Genomic DNA, 17825 nt, shown 5'->3' with positions numbered 1-17825 from the left:
CGGGGGTGGCCCGCCGGCCCAGCGCCTGCACCCGGGCCACCAGCTCGTCGAAGGCGAACGGCTTGGCGAGGTAGTCGTCGGCGCCGAGTTGCAGGCCCTCCACCCGGTCGGCGACCGTGCCGCTCGCGGTCAGCATCAACACCCGGGTCAGCGCGCCGGAGGCGGCCAGGTCGGCGCAGATCCGGTCGCCGTGCACGCCGGGCAGGTCCCGGTCCAGCACCACCACGTCGTAGCGGGTCACGAACGCCGCCTCGTGCCCGGCGTTCCCGTCGTAGGCGACGTCCACCGCCATGCCGCGCTTGCGCAGCCCGCGCGCGATCGCGTCGGCGAGGTTGCGCTCGTCCTCGACCACCAGTACCCGCATCCCGGCCTCCCACCTCGTGACCTCCCACAACCTACTGGCGGGGGACAACCGGGCCGGCACGCGCCGCCGTTGCAGAAAATCTTCGGGTACGCGATGCTCGCCGGCAGTGACCGACAACGCCCCGGCACCGGCCGGGCCCGAGCCGAGCGGAGCCGCGATGACCGCCCCCGACCCCGGCCGGAACGTCGCGTACCGGCGCTTCCGCTTTCCGGTGGACCGCGACCTGGGCCACGCCGACGGACTCGCCGCCGGCCCGGACGGGCTGGTGCCCGAGGCGACGGCCGGGCGGCTCACGCACACCGACCCGCACTCCGGCGCCACCGCCGAGTACGCCGCGGGGAGCTGGACCTCGCCCGTGGTGCCGGTCGGCTTCGCCGCCGCCGAGCTGGTGCCCTCCTGGACCGCCGACACCCCGCCGGGCTGCTGGCTGCGGGTGGACCTGCGCGGCTGGGCCGCCGGGGCGCCCACCACCGGCTGGTACGAGCTGGGCCGGTGGGCGGCCGACGACGGCGCGGTGCACCGCTCGTCGGTGCCCGGACAGTCCGACGACCGGGGCCGGGTGGCGGCCGACACGCTCCGGCTGACCGGCGCGACGGCCACCGGCTGGCAGGTCCGGGTGACGCTGCTCCGCCCGGCCGACCACCCGACCGACTCGACCCGCCCGGTGCTGCGCACGGTGGGCGTGGTCGCCTCCGCCGACCCGGCTCCCGATCCCGGCCGTCCCGCCACGCCGGACGCCGGGACGACCGGCGCGGAGCCGACCGGCGCGTGGGGCCGGGTCCTGGACGTGCCGCGCTACGCCCAACGGCTGCACGCCGCCGGGGAGACCCGCTGGGGCGGCGGCGGGGACTCCTGGTGCAGCCCCACCTGCGTGTCCATGGTGCTCGACTTCTGGGGCGCCGGTCCCACCCCGGAGCGGTACGCCTGGGTGGATCCGCCCGGCCCCCGCCCAGCGGTGGTGCACGCCGCCCGGCACTGCTACGACCACGCGTACGCCGGGGCGGGGAACTGGCCGTTCAACACCGCGTACGCGGCGACGCACGGGGTGGACGCCTTCGTCACCCGGCTGCGCTCGCTGACCGAGGCGGAACGGTTCGTGGCCGCCGGCATCCCGCTGGTCATCTCGACGGCCTTCACCGCCGGGCAGGTGCCCGGCCTGGACTACGACACCCGCGGACACCTCGTCGTGCTGGCCGGCTTCACCGCCGACGGTGACCCGGTGCTCAACGACCCGTACGCCCCGGACGACGAGCGGGTCCGCCGGACCGTGCCCCGCGCCCCGTTCGAGGTGGCCTGGCAGGCCGGCGGCGGCGGGATCACCTACGTGCTGCGCCCGGAGTCGGTGCCGCTGCCCCCGGCGCCCACCCAGCCCAACTGGTGATCAACGGCCGACCGGCCAGATCGTCAGCCCGCCGGCCGGGCGCAGGCACACCAGCACGGTGCCCGAGTCGACGCACGCGTCCCACGAGCCGGGCAGGACCGCGCGGGCCCGCGCCTCCACGGCCGGGACGTCCAGCGCGCCGACCAGCGTCCGGTCCCCGGTGAGGTGACGCAGCCCGAGCAGCGCGCCGGGCTCGCGGACCGCCCCGGTGAGACGCCAGCGCCCGAGGCGGCCGAGCACCCGCCCGGTCGTCGGCTCCAGCACCCACCGGTTCAGCTCCAGACCGGTCCCGGGCGTGGCCGCGAGCAGGCGGCCGTCGACCGGGGCCGTGCCGAGCCACCGCTCGTCGGCCCACGCCGGCCGCCCGGTGGCCGGGTCGAGCGTCCGCGCGCCGCCGACCTGGTCGCGCAGGCAGATCATGCCGGCGCAGTCGGTGAACCAGAGCCCGGCGCGCTCCTGCACCGGCACGGTCCAGCGGGCGTCGAGCCGGTCCAGCCCGTACGCGGTGACCGTGCCGGGGGCGCCGTCGACCAGCAGCAGGTTCGCCACCACCTGCGCGTACCGGTAGGAGACGCCGTCCGGCGCGGCCGGCACCCGCCCGGCGTGCGTGAGCGCGCCGGTGGCCGCGTCGTGCACGGACACCCGGCCGTCCGGCGACACCAGCACGAGCTGGGTCACGCCGTGGCCGTCCGTCCGGTAGGCCACCCCCTGGGCGGGTATCGGGAGCGTCCACCGCACCGCCCCGGTGCCCGGGTCGACGGCCAGCACGCTGCCCGCGCCGGCCGCCCGGGGGCTCTCCAGCAGCAGCCCGCCGGCGGCGGTGGCGACCGGGTAGCCGGGTCGCCGCCAGCGCGACGCGCCGGTGTCCGGGTCGAGCAGCGTGGAGATCGTGTCGCCGGCTCCGGCCGGGCTGCTCGTGACCAGCAGCCCGCCGGCCGCGATGTCCAACCCGAGCACATGGTCACCGGCGGGCAGGGTGAACCGCCAGAGCGGCTCCCCGTCGGGCAGCCGGTGCCCGGCGACCACCCGGCCGCCCCGACCGACCGTGCCCGGCCCGTCGGCCACCATCAGCCGGTCGGCGAGGACCACGAAGGCGGCCCCCTGCGGCGCGGGCACCCGCACCGGCACCGGCCGGCGGTCCGGCGCGGACGCGCCGGTCACCGCGAGCAGCACCAGGCAGCCCAGCGCCACCACCCGGGCGATCCGCCCCGGCGGCCGGGGCGGCGCGGGCAGCGGTTCGTCGCCGTCCCCGCCGTGCCGCATCTCGCCCAGGTCGATGACCGCGCTCACGGCAACCGCCGCACCGCGAAGTCGCCGTCGCGGTCCCGGCACACCACCAGCGCCCGGCCGGCGGCGCAGTCCACACCGGACAGCACGCCCCGGACCGGAAGCCGCCCGCCGGGCAGGTCAAGCTCGGCGAGGAGCAGCCGCCCGCGCCCCAACGGCCGGGTCAGAAACAGCCGGTCGTCGACCTCGTGCGGTGACACCACCGTCCAACCGGCGAGGTCGGCGACCCGCCGCCCGTCGTCTCCGTCCAGCACCGCCAGGTGGGGGCCGGCGCTGTCACCGGCATCCACGAGCAGCCGTCCACCGTCCGCGCGTACCACGCCGAACCACCGGTCGGTGGCCCACCGGACCGCCCCGGTGGCCGGGTCGAGCGCCCACACGCCGCCGGTCTGCCGGCCGGCGCAGAGCAGGTCACCGCAGGTCTCCACGCCGTCCAGCGACGGCAGCTCGGCGGTCCACCGCGACCGGAGCGTCTCGCCCTGGTAGGCCGCCACGGCGTCCCTGCGGATCTCCAGCACCAGGTCACCGGCGGTCAGGACCTGCCGCTGCGTGGGCGGTTCGCCCGGATGCAGGTCGCGGGCGGCGATCCGGTCGCCGGTGGCCGCGTCCAGCACCACGGTCTCGCCGGCCTCCGGCACCACCAGCAGCCGCTCCACCCCGGACGGTCCGAGGACGAACCGCAGTTCCTGATCCGGGGGCGCGGTCCACAGGGTACGGCCGTCGGCCACCGCCACCCGGCGCACCTGCTGCGGACCCGAATCGCTCGTCGGTTGGAGCAGGAGCGCGTCGCCGGCCGGGTAGCCGAGCGCGGACTGCCGCCAGCTCAGCCGGCCGGTGGCCGTCTCGTAGGCCGCCGTCTGCCAACTCTGGTCGGGGCCGTTCGGCCCGGCGGTCAGCACCCGGTCGCCCATCTCCCACACCGAGACGACGTCACCCGGACCGGGCAGCCGGCTCCGCCACCGTTCCCGCCCGTTCCGGTAGGCGACGACCTCCCGCAACGCGCCCGGCCGCCAGTCCAGCGGCCGGACCACGTACACCCGGTCGCCGACGACGAACGCGGCCGCCCCGACGCCGCCCGGGACCGTCCACCCGGCGAGACGCGTCGGTGGCGCCGCGGACGCGAGCGTGACCAGCGCCACCAGCAGCACCACCAGCACGCGTAACGGCCGGCCCACCGCACGCGGCGCCCGCCCCGGCGCACCCGGCGCCGGCTGGTCGTCCCGCAGCTCACCCAGGTCGATGACGGCCACGACCACCCCTTTCCGTGCCGCCGTACCGTCACCCGGCCGTGACCGGTTCGCCACCACTTCGCCTGTACGATGGCCCGTCGTGGCTGTGCCGGTGGTGGACCCTTCGCTGAATCCCTCGTCCCTCCAGGTCGACGACACCGACGGGGCGGATCCGCCGCGTCGGCCCCGTCGCCGACCGGCCCGCGCCGACCTGCTGGCCATCGGAGCCTATGCGTTGCTCGGGGTTCTCGTCTGCCTCAACTACTGGGGCGACGTGCAGCACCGGGTGTCCTCGCACCTGCCGACCGACCACAGCTGGTTCGAATGGCTCTTCGCGCACGGCGCGTACTCGGTGCGACATCTGGAGAACCCGCTGTTCACCGCCCGGCAGAACGCGCCGGACGGGGTGAACATGATGGCGAACACCTCGCTGCTCGGGGTGACGCTGCCGCTGGCGCCGCTGACCCTGCTGCTCGGCCCGCAGGTGATGTACGCGCTCTACCTCGGCGCCGCGTTGTCGGCGACCGCCGCCACGTCGTACTGGGCGCTCTCCCGGCACCTGGTCCGCTCCCGCGGGGCCGCCTTCGTCGGCGGTGCGTTCCTCGGCTTCGCCCCGGGCATCGTGCACCACGCCAACGGGCAGCCGAACTTCGTGTCGAACTTCCTGCTCCCGCTGATCGTGGTCCGGGTGCTGCGTCTCGGCGAGCCGGGCCGCTGGCGGCGCAACGGGGTGGCGCTCGGGCTGCTGGTGGCGTACCAGATCTTCATCAACGAGGAGATGCTGCTGCTCACCGCGATGGCCTGCCTGGTCGTCGTGGTGGCGTACGTGGTGCAGCGGCCCCGGGTGGCGCGCGAGCGGGCCGGCACGTTCCTGGCCGCGATCTCCGTCGGCGGTGGGCTGGCGCTGCTGCTCACCGCGTACCCGATCTGGTACCAGTTCAACGGCCCGCAGGCCTACCGGGGGTTGCAGGGCGGCGTCTTCCACAACTGGGGCGAGGACCTGGTGGCCTTCGTCACCTTCGCCCGGGACACCGCCGCCGGGGACGAGGCGGTGGAGAAGACGATCGGGCTGACCGAGCAGAACACCTGGTTCGGCTGGCCGCTGGTGCTGGTCGGGCTGGTCGCGTTGGCGCTGCTGGTCCGCCGGTCGGTGCCGGCCCGGATCGTGGCCGTGCTGGCGGTCGTCTTCACGGTCGCCTCGCTCGGGCCGAAGGTGCGCTTCGACGGGGCGGAGACCGACGTCGACGGTCCGTGGGCGTACGTGCCGGACGATCTGCCGCTGGTCGAGATGATGATGCCGACCCGGTTGAGCCTGATCGTGGTCGCCGCGGTCGGGGTGCTGCTGGCCCTGGCCTGGGACGCCCTGACCCGGGACGGCCGACCGCCGGTGCCCACGCCCCGTACCGGCGCCGACGACGCCACCGCCGACGACGCACCGACCGCCGCGGCCGCCGACGGGTCACGCCGGCGGGTGCTGCGCCTGGTCGGGTACGCCGCGATCGTGGCCGCCCTGCTGCCGCTGTTCCCGCGCCCGCTGCCGGCGCAACGGATCGACCCGCCGCCGCACTTCATCACCTCGGGCGGCTGGCGGCCGTACGTGCCGGCGGGCCGGACCCTGGTGCCGGTGCCGATCCCGAGCAACGTGCACGGGCTGCCGACGCTGCGCTGGAGCGCGCTGACCGGGCAGGAGTTCCCGATCCCGGGCGGCTACTTCATCGGCCCGAACCAGCTCGGTGAGGGCGTCTTCGGGGCCCCGAACCGACCGACCAGCACGCTGATCTACGCCACCATGGACGCCGACGAGGTCCCGGAGATAACCGCGGAGAACCGCCGGCAGGCCGAGGAGGACCTGCGCTTCTGGCGGGCGTCGGTGGTGGTGCTCGGCGCGAACCCGCGCGAGGCGGTGCTGCGCGACCTGATGACCGCGCTGCTCGGCCCCCCGCAGCGGGTCGACGACGTGTGGGTGTGGGACGTCCGGGACCGGGTCTAGGGGCTCGTCTCAGGCGGTGCGGCCGGTCAGCGTCCGGACGTCCCAGAGCCACACGTCCAACTCCTGCCGGCCGGGCCCGACCAACTGCTCGACGGTGCGGCGCAGCGGCTCGGCGTTCTGCTCGTTCAGTGGCAGCACCACCACGGCCGCGTTCCAGTGCCGCAGCTCGTCCAGGAACCGGCGGCGCTGCCGGTCGTCGAGCTTCGGCGTACGGCCGGTGGACGCCACCTCCGCGAGCGCGCTCCCGATGCCGCTGGGCCGGCCGCCGAAGCGACCCGGGTCGCCGGTGACGCCGTTGCGCGGGGCGAGGAAGTAGCCGCCGGGGATCTTGAAGGCCAGGTCGGTGGTGCTGGCCGCCCAGCGCATCGGGTCGGTGTTGCCCATCGCCGGCACCGGCACGGAGACCAGCGTCTGCTCCGGCCCGACGTACTGCCGCCACCGGTCGGCGGTGATGAACTCCGGCACCGGCGGGCGGTCGGTGACCCGCAACGGCATCGGCGCGATCGGCAGCAGCGCGAACACCAGACCGGCGGCGGTCAACGTCCGGGCGGTACGCCGGTCCACGCCGCGCAGCACCCAGGCGCTGCGCACCGCGTACGCCAGCAGGACCGCCACCGTCACGCTGGTGATCAGGCCGAAACGGGTCGGCACCACGGCGTCGAGCAGCGGCAGCCGCACCAGCAGCTCCCACGGCCCGGCCCCCAGCTCCCGGTCCCACCAGGAGATCCGCTCGCCGAGGGAGAGCACGGCGAAGAACAGCCCGGTCGCGGCGAGCGCCCGCACCACCACGTCCCGGCGCAGCCACACCACGATGCCCACCGCCAGCAGCGACAGGCTCCAGCCGAAGAACGCGTTCTCCTCCGAGTAGTTCGGGGCGAGGTTGACGTTGGCCCGCTCGTTGCCGCCGAACGTGGGCGAGCCGGGGGCGAAGAACGCGGCGATGTCGTTGCCGTAGTCGCGCACCGCGTCGCTGAGCCCGTGGTACGCCATCGGCCCGGCGAACTGCACCCAGAGCGGGTACGCCAGCAGCGCGCCGGCGAGCACCGCGCAGACCGCCAGCCCGACGCCGAGCGGACGCCACGCGGCGGCCCACCGGTCCCGCTGCTGCACCAGCACGGCGAGCAGGAACACGCCCAGCGCCAGCGCGGTGAAGAGCAGGATCTCCTCGTTGATGAACGCCTGCACGACGACCAGCAGGGCGAGCAGCACGCCGTCGCGGACCGGCCGGGCCGACCGGGTGAGCACCAGCACCCGCCAGACGATGAACGGCAGCAGGAACTGGCTGATGATGTTCGGATGCCAGTTGGCGTGCGACAGCATGGCCGGCGAGAACCCGCAGAACCAGGCGCCGACCGCGGCGGCCGGCCGATGCCGGACCAGGTGCGCGGAGAGCACCCGGTACCAGGCGGCGGCGGTGCCGGCCAGGCCGAGCGTGACCAGGGTGACGAAGGAGACCGCCGGTCCGAACAGGAGGGTCACCGGCACCATCGGGATGCCGAGCGCCAGGATGGCGGTGTTCGCCATCAGGTTGACCCCGTCGGGATAGTTGAACTGCTCGGTGAAGAACGGGAACTCCCCGTGCAGCACCACCCGCACCGAGTGGGCGAGGAAGAACTGCACCTGCGCCGGGTCGCTGCTGTAGAGCGCGGCCACCCGGCCCGCCGGGTCGGCCCAGATGCCGCTGGTCACCCAGACCGCGGCGAGCAGGAAACCGGCGTACACGACGAGGTCGATGCGGCGGCGCGTCCACCGCCACCGCCACCTGGGCCGCGTCGCCGCCGCGACGTCGGCGGTGGGGCGGGCCGCCGGTGGCTCGGGCCGGACGGCCGCAGGCGGGTCGAGGGTGACGGAGCGGGGGCCCGTCGGGGCGTCGGCGGCGGGCGCCAAGGCGCCGCGGGTCTCGGCAGGCGTCACAGTCGGCGGAGTCTACCGGAGCCGGATATTGGTACCCGAATCGCCCGTCACGTTCCGCGACGAACCTGCGGCCGAAACGGTGAACCGGGCGCGGCCGGCGACCGGTCGTCTCGTACCATGTGGGCTTCCGACCGACGACCGGCGAGGGGACTCAGGGTGGTTTCAGCCCGCCGAGGCGCTACGACGGGCACCGCGCTGGCGGCGCTGCTGCTGGCCACCGCCGGATGCGGGCCGGTCGCCGACCGGCAGCCGGCGGACCTGCGGGTCGGGTACGACAGCCTGGACGGCTCGTTGGCGGTCTGGCCGCCGCGCGGCAGCCTGGCCCGGGACAGCGCCGCGACCGCCGCGATCACCGAGGCGGTACGCGAGTGGCGCTCCCCGGTTGACGACCGGGCCCACGTCCCCTCCTCCGGCATCCTCTTCTCCGGCCAGGTCGGCGGCGCCACGCCGCTGGCGCTGGTCGCCGCCGACGTGCCCGGCGACGGCGCCTCGTGGCTGCTGCAACTCGACCGGGACGGGCAACGCTGGCGGGTGTCCCACGCCACTGAGTACACCGACCCCGGCTACCTGGTCTACTCCGACGTGCTGCCGGTGCGGCAGCCCACCGGCCGCCGCTACCTCACCTCGGCCCGGGTCGAACGGCTGCTCGGCCCCGACGGCAAGCTGGTGACCGGCGCCGACGGCGTGACCGAGCCGGTCGCCGTGCCGGCCTGCCGGGCCGTCGAGCTGACCGCGACGCTGCGCCCCACGCCGTCGCTGCCGCGCGGCCGGGCCGCGGACCGCGTCCTCGACCTGGGTACGGACACCGAGGCGCCCCGCTACCCGCTGGTGCGGGACGAGACCGGCGCCGGCCGACGCGCCCTGACCGGGCTGGACACCTGCGTCCTGGCCGGTGAGCGGGGCCCGTTCGGCAGCCTGCCGCGCCGCATCGGCGACCGTGCGGCTCCCCGCGCCACCCCCGAGTCCTGGCCGATGGCGAAGATCGCCACGCGCTCGCTCGGCGAGGTGGCGCTCGGCGGCGGTGATCCAGGCGAGTTGGAGCAGCTCACCTGGGACAGCCCGAGCGGCACGATGACCGCCGTGCTCTACCGCCCGGCCGACGGCGGCACCCCGGTGGTCTCCCCCGCCGACCGGTCCACCACGCTCCAGGCGTACCACCTGCCGGTGGCCGGGCAGCCGCTCGCGGTGCTGACCTGGCGCACCCGGGACGCCTCGTTCGCCGCCCCGCCCGGCACCACCCGCCTGGTCGACCGCCCGGGCCTCGTGGTGGTCGAGCAGACCGACGCCAGGCAGACGTTCAGCCTGGCCGGCACCGAGAAGACCTGGTACCGCTCCCTCTCCTCCCCCCGCTGACGACTCGTGCTCGGTGAGCTGCGCCTGTTCCGGCGTCGGCGCAGTCGAGCCGCGGGCCCCGCCCCTCCCCCTCCGACGTCGATCTTGCAGTTGCTGCCCAGGCGAACAGGGCATTCGGGGCATCCGATGGGCCGCAGCTCCAAGATCGCCGATCCCCCGCGTGCTGGTCGCGCCGAGCGTGGCGGGAAGGGCGACAGGCGCGCGGCCGAGTTCCGTGAGACGCGGGATCGAGGATGGGCGGGGCGAACCCCAGACCGTCGATCTTGGAGTTGTGGCGCCTCCGATATCAGAACAAAACGAACTTTACGGGAACCACAACTCCAAGATCGCGGAGCGGGCCGAGGTCGGGGCAGGAGCGGGCCGAGGCGGGGCCGGGGCAGGAGCGGGCCGAGGCAGGGGCGAGTCGGGGCGGGGGCTGGGTGGGGGCGGTGGAGTCGCACGGGCGGGTGGGGTGGTGACGGACACCGGGACGGGGTCGGCGTTCCGGTGGGGTTTTCGGAGCGGTGGGGCGATCTGGGCCGGCCGGTGCTTCCATCCCATGATCCACTCCACATCGCCGAAGTGGTGGCATCCCCGTGGCTCGATGCCGCCACTTCGGCGAGCTGGCGTCGGCCTCTGCGACCCAGCGGGGGCGGCCGCGAAACAGGGAGGGTGCCGGCCGCAACGGCCCACGACAAGGCTGGCGTCGGCCCCGCCGAACGGGTCAGCACAGCCGGCCGCTCCGAGTCGGCGAAACAACCCGGAACAGGGCTGACAGCGGCCGTCCGACCCAGCCAGAGCACCCGGAACGGAGGCCCGTCCAGCCCAGCCAGAGCACCGGAACAAGGCTGACAGCGGCCTCGAACGCACCCCGGAACAGGGCCTCCCGGACGGACGAGGGCGGCCCCGCGGAAGCGGGACCGCCCGTGCCGTGAACCGAGGGTCAGTTCTGCGCCCGGGCCCCGTCGGTGGCCGGGTCGACCGGGGCGGCGTCCAGGCCGGAGATCCAGCCGGTGACGTCGCGCGCCACGTCCTGCGCGGTCAGCCCCAGGTCGGCCAGGATCTGCGCGCGGGTGCCGTGCGGGTGCCAGTCGGCCGGCACGCCCAGGTCCCGCATGGGTACGCGGACGTCGGCGTCCCGCATCGCCTGGGCGAGCGCCGAGCCGACGCCGCCGACCCGTACGCCGTCCTCGACGGTGACCACGAGGCGGTGCCCGGCGGCCAGCTCGACCAGTTCGGCCGGGATCGGCCGGACCCAGCGCGGGTCGACCACGGTCACGCCGTAGCCCTGCTCGGCGACCCGGGCGGCGACCTCCATGCCCAGGGCGCCGAAGGAGCCGACCGCGACCAGCAGCACGTCGGTACGCGCCGACTCGGCCAGCACGTCGACCGGGCCGACCCGGCGCACGGCCGGCAGGTCGGCGGCGACGGTGCCGGTCGGGAAGCGCAGGATGGTCGGGCCGTCGTCGACGGCGATCGCCTCACGCAGCTCCTCGCGCAGCGTGGCCGAGTCGCGGGGCGCGGCGATCCGCAGGCCGGGCACCACGCCGAAGACCGACATGTCCCAGATGCCGTAGTGGCTGGGCCCGTCCGGGCCGGTGATGCCGGCCCGGTCCAGCACGAACGTGACCGGCAGCCGGTGCATCGCCACGTCCAGCAGGACCTGGTCGAAGGCGCGGTTGAGGAACGTGGCGTAGACAGCGACCACCGGGTGCAGGCCGCCCATGGCGAGGCCGGCGGCGGAGGTGGCCGCGTGCTGCTCGGCGATGCCCACGTCGTAGACCCGCTCCGGGTACTTGCGGGCCAGCGTGGCGATGCCGGTGGGCTCGGCCATGGCGGCGGTGATGCCGACCACGTCGGGCCGCTCGTCGGCGATGGTCACCAGCTCGTTGGCGAAGACGTGGGTCCACTTCACCGACGGCGCGGCGACGAGCTGACCGGTCTCCACGTCGAACGCGCCGCCGGGGCCGTGCAGGCAGTCGGCCTCGTCGTCCTCGGCGGGTCGGTAGCCGTAGCCCTTGCGGGTGACCGCGTGCACGATCACCGGGCCGCCGAAGTTCTTCGCCGCCCGCAGCGCCGCCTCGACCGCCGGCACGTCGTGGCCGTCGACCGGGCCCACGTATTTGATGCCGAGATCCTCGAACATGGCCTGCGGGGCGACCGCGTCCTTGATGCCCTTCTTGACCGCGTGCAGCACCTCGAACATCGGCTTGCCGACGAACGGGGTGTTGCCGAGCGCGTCCTTGACGGTGTCGAGCACCTTCTCGTACCCGGGGTTGAGCCGCAGCGACGACAGGTGGTCGGCCAGGCCGCCGATGGTGGGCGAGTAGGAGCGGCCGTTGTCGTTGACCACGATGATCAGCGGGTTGCCGGCGGTGGCGATGTTGTTCAACGCCTCCCAGCACATGCCGCCGGTGAGCGCGCCGTCGCCGACCACCGCCACCACGGAGCGCTTCTCGCCGCGCAACGCGTACGCCTTGGCCAGCCCGTCGGCGTAGGACAGGGCGGTCGAGGCGTGCGAGTTCTCCACCAGGTCGTGCTCGCTCTCCGCCTGGCTGGGGTACCCGGAGAGGCCGCCGCGCTGGCGGAGCTTGTCGAAGCCCTCCTGCCGGCCGGTGAGGATCTTGTGCACGTACGCCTGGTGACCGGTGTCGAAGAGGAGCCGGTCGCGTGGGGAGTCGAAGACCCGGTGCATGGCCAGCGTCAGCTCGACCACCCCCAGGTTGGGGCCGATGTGCCCGCCGGTGCGGGAGACCTTCGCGATCAGGAAGTCACGGATCTCGGCGGCGAGGATGTCCAGCTGCTCGGCGGTCATCCGCTTCACGTCCTGCGGCCCCCGGACGGCGCCCAGCAGCCGACCGTGGTTGGCCGTGCCCTCTTCAACACTCATGACCGGAGAGTCTATCGGCCGCGCCACAGTCCGCCGCCGAGCCGTGGATCAGCGGACGACCACCAACCGGCGCGGCGACGTCGGGCGGGACACCCCGAACGGCGGGCCGGACGGGGTCCAGGAGCCGAGCACGGCGGCCCGGTTCGCGCCGGTCACCGAGGGCACCGCGCCGGGCAGCCCGTGCCAGCTCAGCCAGCCCAGCAACGCGAACGCGTACGCCTCCTTGGCCTGGGCCGGCACGCCCAGCTCGTCGGTCGTCCGCAGCCGCCAGCGGCCGGCGCCGAGCGCGGCCAGCCGCGCCCGGATTGTGGGATTACGCACTCCCCCGCCGGCGGCGACCACCTCGGTCACCCGGTGCCGGTCGCAGGCGTCGGCGACGGTGCGGGCGGTCAGCTCGGTGAGCGTGGCCAACACGTCGTCGGCGGGCACCGGCTCACCCAGGTCGGCCAGCGCCGCGTCCAGGTAGCCGCCGTGGAACAGCTCCTTGCCGGTGGACTTGGGCGGCGGCGCGGCGTAGTAGGGCTCGGCGAGCAGCCGGGCCAGCAGCGCCTCGTGCACCCGCCCCGCCGCGGCGCGCTCGCCGTCGACGTCGCACGGCCGGCCGAGGAAGCGCCGGGCGGCGGCGTCCAGCAGCGCGTTGGCCGGGCCCACGTCGTACCCGACGGTCGGGGCCCCGGGCGCGACCACGGTGAGGTTCGCGATCCCACCCAGGTTCAGCGCGGCCCGCGGGGTGGCAGCCGGGGCGAGCAGCAGCGCGTCGAACGCCGGGACCAGCGGCGCGCCCTGACCGCCGGCGGCCACGTCCGCCGAGCGCAGGTCGTGCAGCACCGGTACGCCGACCCGGGCGGCCACCCGGGCCGGGGCGCCGAGCTGGAGCGTGCCGCGCACCCGCCCCCCGTCGACCCAGTGGAAGACGGTCTGCCCGGGCGACACGACCGCGTCGACGGCGCCCCCGGCCAGCTCGACGCCGACGGCCGCCGCCTCGGCGAACACCTCACCGAGGCGGTTGTCCAGCCGGCACACCGCCTCGATTGTGGTGGCCGCCGGCGGCAGCAGCGCGCCGATCCGCTCCCGCAGGTCGTCCGGGTAGGTCAGCTCGCGGTGCCCGAGCGGCCGCAGTCGCAACGTCTCCCCGTCGAGCGTGAACTCGCCCGCGGCGACGTCCACCCCGTCGTACGACGTCCCCGACATCAACCCCACGATGCGCAAGGAAGGGCCCCCTGTTAACGGATCCGGTAGAGGAAGGGCCCCTTCTTAACACGCCGGGGGCAGGAAGAGGCCGACCAGCTCGACGTGCTGGGTCATCGGGAACAGGTCGAACCCGCGCAGCGCGGCCAGCCGCCAGCCGGCCTCGGCGAACGTGCGCACGTCCCGGGCGAAGGCGGCCGGGTCGCACGCCACGTACGCCACCGCGCGCGGCCCGGCGGCCACCACACCGCGCACCACCGCCGCGCCCGCGCCGGAGCGCGGCGGGTCGAGCACCACCAGGTCGACCGGGCCGGTGATCCGGCGGCGGGCCAGCGCGGTCTCCACCCGCGCCGCGACCACCTCGACGGCGGGCAGGTCGGCCAGGTTCCGCCGGGCCGCCGCCACCCCGTCCGGGGCGGACTCGACCACGGTCACCCGGGCCCCGTCGACCCGGGCGGCGAGCGCGGCGCCGAACAGCCCGGCGCCGCCGTACAGATCCCAGGCGCTCTCGCCGGGCCGCGGGTCGAGCAGGTCGACCACGGCGCCGACCAGGGTGTCCGCCGCCGCCGGGTGCACCTGCCAGAAACCGGCGGCAGGCAGCGTGAAGGACCGCCCGGCGGCCGTCTCCCGGACGTCCGCTGGCCCGCGCACCGACGTGCCCACCCCGTCGGCGTACGCGACCACGGCCACGTCCCCGCCGGTGCTGGCGACCGTCTCCACCGCGTCCGCGTCCGGCCAGCGCGCCCCGGTCGGCGGGAGCACGGGCAGCTCCTGGATCGACGGGTGCGCGATCAGGCAGCGGTCGATCGGCACCACCTCGTGCGAGCGGTGCTTGAGCAGCCCGGCCCGGCCGGCGGCGTCGACCGCGTAGCGGACCCGGGAGCGCCAACCCAGCGGCCCGCCGGGCAGCGCCTCGACCCGGACGCCGAGCGCGTCCACCTGCGCCTCGGTGAGCTTGCCCAGCCGGGTGAGCTGCTCGCGCACCACGGCGAGCTTCCAGTCGAGCTGGGCGGCCGGGTCGGCGTGCTGAAGGTCACAGCCGCCGCACGCACCCGGCCGGGCGTACGGGCAGGGCGGGATGACCCGGTCCGGTGACGGGGTCAGGATCTCCACCGCGTCGGCGCGGGCGAAGCCCCGATGCAGCTCGGTCACCTCGGCCACCACCCGCTCGCCGGGCAGCGCGTGTCGGACGAAGACCACCTGGCCGCCGACCCGGGCCACGCAGTGCCCGCCCGGTGCGACCGCGTCGACGGTCAGCTCGACCCGCTCGGCCTCCTCCAGCCCGGGGCGCTCCGGGGCGCTCACGGCGTCACCTTCCTTCGCGACTGCGGGGCTCGCAACACCGGCTCACTCCTCGCGCTCATGACCGCCCGCCCGGCTCGTCGTCGGAGGCGGAGGCGGCGGAGGCGGAGGCGACGGGGGGCGGCAGTGTGCTCTGCGGTGCCACCCGGGGGCCGCGCGCCGGGCCGCGGCTGAGCGTGGCGTCGAGACGGTCCAGGTTCTTGCTGGCGGTGGACGCGAGCTGCCAGGGCACGCTGGTCACCATCACCCCCGGTTCGAAGAGCAGCCGGCCCTTCAGCCGTAGCGCGCTCTGGTTGTGCAGCAGGTTCTCCCACCAGCGACCCACCACGTACTCGGGAATGAAGACGGTGACCACGTCGCGGGGTGACTCGCGGCGGACCGAGGCCACGAAGTTGAGGATCGGCCGGGTGATCTCCCGGTACGGGGAGTCGATCACGGTCAGCGGCACCGGCAGCTCGCGCCGCTCCCAGTCGGCCTGAAGGTCGCGGGTGTCCTTCTCGTCCACGTTGACGGTGACCGCGGTGAGCGTGTCCGGCCGGGTGGCGCGGGCGTACGCGACGGCCCGCAGGGTGGGCTTGTGCAGCTTGCTGACCAGCACGATGGCGTGGTTGCGGGCGGGCAGCACACCCCGCTGCTCGGTCGGCTCCAGCTCGGCGGCGATCCGGTCGTAGTGGCGACGGATGCCGAGCATGATCACGTACATCACCGCCATCGCGACGATCGCGATCCAGGCGCCGAGCAGGAACTTGGTGACCAGCACGATGATCAGCACCACGCCGGTCATGGCCATGCCGAACGCGTTGATCGCCCGGGAGCGGACCATCCGCCGCCGCGCCTCCGGGTCACGCTCGTTGCGCAGGTGCCGGTTCCAGTGCCGGATCATGCCGGCCTGGGAGAGCGTGAACGAGACGAACACGCCGACGATGTAGAGCTGGATGAGCCGGGTCACCTCGGCCTGGAAGCCGACGATCAGCACCACCGCGAAGACGGCGAGGAAGACGATGCCGTTGGAGAACGCCAGCCGGTCGCCCCGGGTGTGCAGCTGGCGGGGCAGGTAGCGGTCCTGCGCCAGGATCGAGCCGAGCACCGGGAAGCCGTTGAACGCGGTGTTCGCGGCCAGGAACAGGATCAGCGCGGTCATCCCGGCGACCACGTAGAGCAGCACCGAGCCGCTGCCGAACACGGTCTCGCCGAGCTGGGCGGTGACCGTCTTCTGCACGTACCCGGCCGGGCCGTCCACGATCTGCGTCCGCGGGTCCTCGACGAACTGGAGGTGGGTGAGCCGGGCCAACCAGACGATGCCGACCAGCATCGCGACCGAGATGCCGCCGAGCAACAGCAGCGTGGTCGCCGCGTTCTTCGACTTCGGCGACTTGAACGCGGGTACGCCGTTGGAGATCGCCTCGACGCCGGTGAGCGCGGCGCAGCCGGAGGAGAACGTGCGCAGTAGCAGGAAGACCAGCGCGAACCCGGTCACGCTGTGCTCGGCGTGGATCTCCAGACCGGCGCTGGGGGCGCGCAGGTCCTGGCCGAGCACGAACACCCGGACCAGCCCGGTCAGCAGCATGCCGCCGATGACGATGACGAAGCCGTAGGTGGGGATCGCGAACGCGGTCCCCGACTCGCGCAGGCCGCGCAGGTTGATCGCGGTGAGCAGCACCACCGCGCTGACCGCGATGAGCACCTTGTGGGTGGCCACGAACGGCACCACCGAGCCGAGGTTGGCCACCCCGGAGGAGACCGACACCGCGACGGTGAGCACGTAGTCGACCAGCAACGCGCTGGCCACGGCGAGCCCGGCCCGCGGGCCGAGGTTGACGGTGGCCACCTCGTAGTCGCCGCCGCCGGACGGGTACGCGTGCACGTTCTGCCGGTAGCTCGCCACCACGGTGAGCATCACCACGACGACCGCGAGGGCGATCCACGGCGAGAAGAGGAACGCCGAGGCCCCGGCGATGGAGAGCGTCAACAGGATCTCGTCCGGCGCGTACGCCACGCTGGAGAGCGCGTCGGAGGCGAAGACCGGCAGCGCGATGCGCTTCGGCAGCAGGGTGTGCTGGAGACGGTCGGACCGGAACGGTCGACCGAGGAGGAGTCGCTTCAGCAGCGAGGTGGGTCGGGCCACAACGGCCAAGCGTACGGCCACCCGGCGCGGGACCACGGGGTGGCCGATCACCCCCGTGCGCGCCCGCGCGGTACCGTCGGTGCCCCGTCCGGGGCGGGGACGTGGCAGGCTCGCAGACGACGGGTCGGCGGGCGGCACCGTGGGAGGAGCGGACACCGTGCATGTCGTGATCATGGGCTGCGGTCGGGTCGGGTCGACCCTGGCCCACAGCCTGGAGTCCCGGGGGCACTCGGTGGCGGTGATCGACCAGGACGCGGACGCCTTCCGCCGTCTCGGGCCCGACTTCGCCGGCATCACGGTCACCGGCGCCGGCTTCGACGGCGAGGTGCTGCGCCAGGCCGGCATCGAACGGGCCGACGCGTTCGCGGCGGTCTCCAGCGGCGACAACTCGAACATCATCTCCGCCCGGTTGGCCCGGGAGACGTTCGGCGTGTCCCGGGTCGCGGCCCGCATCTACGACCAGCGACGCGCCCAGGTCTACGAACGCCTCGGCATCCCGACCGTGGCGACCGTCCGGTGGACCGCCGACCGGATGCTGCGCCACCTGGTTCCCGAGGGCAATGTGGAGATCTTCCGCGACCTGACCAGCACCGTGTCGATCATCGAGGTGCCGGTGCACAAGGACTGGATCGGCCGGCCGCTGCGGCACCTGGAGGAGGCGGCCGGCGCCCGGGTCGCCTACCTGACCCGGTTCGGGATCGGCACCCTGCCCACCGCCTCCAGCGTGGTGCAGGAGGGCGACCAGGTCTTCATGCTGGTGACCGACAACATCACCGCCTCGGTCACCTCGGTGGCGGCGGCGCCGCCGGAAGGGGGGCACTGA

General features: G+C 74.7%; 12 protein-coding genes. 4 read left to right on the top strand and 8 right to left on the bottom strand.

Annotated features, from left to right (window positions below):
* Positions 1–364, bottom strand: a 364-nt coding sequence (locus B1205_RS30530) for a response regulator (RefSeq protein ID WP_441338422.1), incomplete at its 3' end; no start/stop codon positions are given.
* Positions 365–521: 157 nt separating this feature from the next.
* Between B1205_RS30530 and B1205_RS00670 the strand changes: the two genes are divergently transcribed.
* Entirely contained in the window at positions 522–1745 is a 1224-nt protein-coding gene (locus tag B1205_RS00670; RefSeq protein ID WP_254909605.1) for a peptidase C39 family protein, read from the top strand.
* Here the strand turns inward: B1205_RS00670 and B1205_RS00665 are convergent, their stop codons facing one another.
* Both B1205_RS00665 and B1205_RS00660 read right to left on the bottom strand, forming a co-directional pair.
* Complete coding sequence (locus tag B1205_RS00665) at positions 1746–3035, bottom strand: outer membrane protein assembly factor BamB family protein (protein WP_089153832.1); 1290 nt, start codon at positions 3033–3035, stop codon at positions 1746–1748.
* Positions 3032–4282, bottom strand: a complete 1251-nt coding sequence (locus B1205_RS00660) for an outer membrane protein assembly factor BamB family protein (RefSeq protein ID WP_089153933.1) — start codon at positions 4280–4282, stop codon at positions 3032–3034. The genes B1205_RS00665 and B1205_RS00660 overlap by 4 nt, the downstream gene beginning before the upstream one ends.
* Between B1205_RS00660 and B1205_RS00655 the strand changes: the two genes are divergently transcribed.
* A complete protein-coding gene (locus B1205_RS00655) occupies positions 4272–6251 on the top strand; it encodes a hypothetical protein (protein WP_441338421.1) in 1980 nt (659 codons plus the stop codon). The genes B1205_RS00660 and B1205_RS00655 overlap by 11 nt on opposite strands.
* A 9-nt stretch (positions 6252–6260) precedes the next feature.
* Here the strand turns inward: B1205_RS00655 and B1205_RS00650 are convergent, their stop codons facing one another.
* Positions 6261–8165, bottom strand: coding sequence for a hypothetical protein (locus B1205_RS00650; protein ID WP_089153830.1), 1905 nt, complete (start codon positions 8163–8165; stop codon positions 6261–6263).
* Between the two features lie 156 nt (positions 8166–8321).
* Between B1205_RS00650 and B1205_RS00645 the strand changes: the two genes are divergently transcribed.
* On the top strand, positions 8322–9518 hold the full coding sequence (locus B1205_RS00645; protein WP_089153829.1) for a hypothetical protein: 1197 nt from the start codon (positions 8322–8324) through the stop codon (positions 9516–9518).
* Between the two features lie 922 nt (positions 9519–10440).
* Here the strand turns inward: B1205_RS00645 and dxs are convergent.
* The 4 genes from dxs to B1205_RS00625 form a co-directional block, all read right to left on the bottom strand.
* Positions 10441–12387, bottom strand: a complete 1947-nt coding sequence (gene dxs / locus B1205_RS00640) for a 1-deoxy-D-xylulose-5-phosphate synthase (protein WP_089153828.1) — start codon at positions 12385–12387, stop codon at positions 10441–10443.
* A 48-nt stretch (positions 12388–12435) separates the two neighbouring features.
* Positions 12436–13578 carry an anhydro-N-acetylmuramic acid kinase gene (locus B1205_RS00635; protein WP_254909604.1) on the bottom strand — a complete coding sequence of 381 codons (1143 nt, stop codon included), beginning with the start codon at positions 13576–13578 and terminating at the stop codon, positions 12436–12438.
* A 63-nt stretch (positions 13579–13641) separates the two neighbouring features.
* Positions 13642–14880 (bottom strand): class I SAM-dependent RNA methyltransferase, encoded by a 1239-nt coding sequence (locus B1205_RS00630; protein ID WP_089153826.1) that lies wholly within the window; start codon positions 14878–14880, stop codon positions 13642–13644.
* A gap of 55 nt (positions 14881–14935) precedes the next feature.
* Positions 14936–17002, bottom strand: a complete 2067-nt coding sequence (locus B1205_RS00625) for an APC family permease (protein ID WP_089153932.1) — start codon at positions 17000–17002, stop codon at positions 14936–14938.
* A gap of 157 nt (positions 17003–17159) precedes the next feature.
* Between B1205_RS00625 and B1205_RS00620 the strand changes: the two genes are divergently transcribed.
* A complete protein-coding gene (locus tag B1205_RS00620; RefSeq protein WP_089153825.1) occupies positions 17160–17825 on the top strand; it encodes a potassium channel family protein in 666 nt (221 codons plus the stop codon).

The organism is Micromonospora sp. NBS 11-29 (assembly GCF_002140155.1).
In the GTDB taxonomy this organism is placed as follows: Bacteria; Actinomycetota; Actinomycetes; order Mycobacteriales; family Micromonosporaceae; genus Micromonospora.
The sequence above is the reverse complement of the archived record's forward strand: the minus strand, read 5'-3'. Positions and strand labels throughout refer to the sequence as shown.

Bases quoted from the DNA above. Each gene is read 5' to 3' on its own strand.
- B1205_RS00670 (WP_254909605.1), top strand. From the start codon at position 522: ATGACCGCCCCCGACCCCGGCCGGAACGTCGCGTACCGGCGCTTCCGC.
- B1205_RS00655 (WP_441338421.1), top strand. From the start codon at position 4,272: ATGACGGCCACGACCACCCCTTTCCGTGCCGCCGTACCGTCACCCGGC.
- dxs (WP_089153828.1), bottom strand. From the start codon at position 12,387: ATGAGTGTTGAAGAGGGCACGGCCAACCACGGTCGGCTGCTGGGCGCC.
- B1205_RS00635 (WP_254909604.1), bottom strand. From the start codon at position 13,578: ATGTCGGGGACGTCGTACGACGGGGTGGACGTCGCCGCGGGCGAGTTC.